The organism is Vibrio sp. Isolate33 (assembly GCF_022397895.1).
GTDB lineage: Bacteria > Pseudomonadota > Gammaproteobacteria > Enterobacterales > Vibrionaceae > Vibrio > Vibrio pomeroyi.
The window spans coordinates 1-1590 of record NZ_JAKEUP010000040.1; the positions used below are offsets into that span (position 1 = coordinate 1).

A 1590-nucleotide genomic window follows, 5' to 3' on the forward strand; every position below is an offset into this window, starting at 1 on the left:
CAATCGGCCAGATTAAGAACCTGACACAAAAAATAGCAATCAATGCTTTGGGCTTTTTAAGGATAATCTGGCGCGGATATCATCGTGGAGCTGGGAAGCTAGTGCTCCCAACAAGGACTCCGAATACATTAGCGCAAACCAACTCCGTTGTTACTTAATTGTAGTTGCAATAACGGGGCGGACCATACATTTTGTGTGTGGAAGGTTTTGTTCGGTACATTCATTACCAATTTGCGAGTCGTGACGGAATCTTTCACCCATTAATCGCCTAAAACGGCTGTCTCATAGCTATACAAAAGATTTATCAATCACCGACTAGATGGGTAATCAGCAGCATTCTTATTGGTAAGAGAGCTGAGCGAGCCTAGAGGGTGTTTGTTATTGAAAATAATAACTTTAACTATGTAATTTAGGACATCCTGCTATGGCTAAGAGAATCATATTCATTCATGGTCACGCTCAAAAGCCCGATAAAGATTCCCTTCAATCACTTTGGTACGAGGCTATAGAACATGGCTTGCAGCGCGATTGTGGAGACTCAAGTTCATTACAAGCTTTTAAAGATGTCGATAAACGCTTTGTTTATTACGGTGAACTATCAAACACATTGTTAGACAAACCAACGGAAGACCTAGCAAGTCGACAGCAAGCGCTATCTGAACTCAAAAAGTACAAGACAAGCCAGTTCAATAAAACAACGTATAACAAGGTATCTAAAATTGGTTTTCTAAAAGAGGCGTTAGCAGATACCTTTTCATCGCTATTTGGAAAGCTGGGTGTGGCTGAGACACTTATAACGAAGGTCGCGTCGGATATGGCACATTATTGGAATGAAGATACCTATTTTGGCAGTGATGTTAGGCATAGGCTAATGGTTGAACTGAAGGAAGCGCTTGATAATCAGAATGATGTGATGATCGTATCTCACAGTCTTGGGTCGATGATTAGCTATGACGTGTTATGGAAGTTGTCTCATTACGGAGAGTATAGACACGACTATGGCGCGGATAAGAAGGTCAACTTATTGCTTACGCTCGGGTCACCGTTAGGAGATGAAAACGTAAAAGATAGGCTAAAAGGGAGTCGCTTGAAAGATGAGAAGAAGTACCCTTTAAACATTCATCAATGGATAAACATATCGGCAGAAGATGATTTTATCTCTCATGACAGCAAAATTAGAAATGACTTTAAGGATATGCTCAAACTGGATCTGATACCCGGTGGAATGAAAGACATCTACCCGATTTATAACCTCAATATTCGCAACGGAAAAAGCAATCCCCATGCTTCTATCGGTTATCTCATTAATCCTAAATTCATCAAAGTATTGGACGAATGGCTCTCGACTTGACTTGGTTTACCAACGTAAATTGCGTGCTGGTCGTTCGTTGAAACATAGATAAAACAAGGCCTCGCTTGTGCGAGGCCTTTTTGTTCTGTATGTACCGTCCTAACTATGGTTGACACATTTCCAACATGAAATTGGAGAGTGTCATGAAAACAACAAGTAGACGTACTCAACGAGATTATTCTCTTGCCTTTAAATTGTCAGGCGTAACCCAAGTTGAAAAAGGCGAAATGACTTATAAG

1 protein-coding gene is annotated in these 1590 nt (G+C 40.6%); it reads left to right on the plus strand.

Annotated features, from left to right (window positions below; all coding sequences use genetic code 11):
- Positions 1–424: 424 nt before the first annotated feature.
- A complete protein-coding gene (locus L1D37_RS23870; protein ID WP_239849352.1) occupies positions 425–1351 on the plus strand; it encodes a hypothetical protein in 927 nt (308 codons plus the stop codon).
- Positions 1352–1590: the final 239 nt, after the last annotated feature.

Coding starts and splice junctions, on each gene's coding strand:
- L1D37_RS23870 (WP_239849352.1), top strand. CDS start 425: ATGGCTAAGAGAATCATATTCATTCATGGTCACGCTCAAAAGCCCGAT.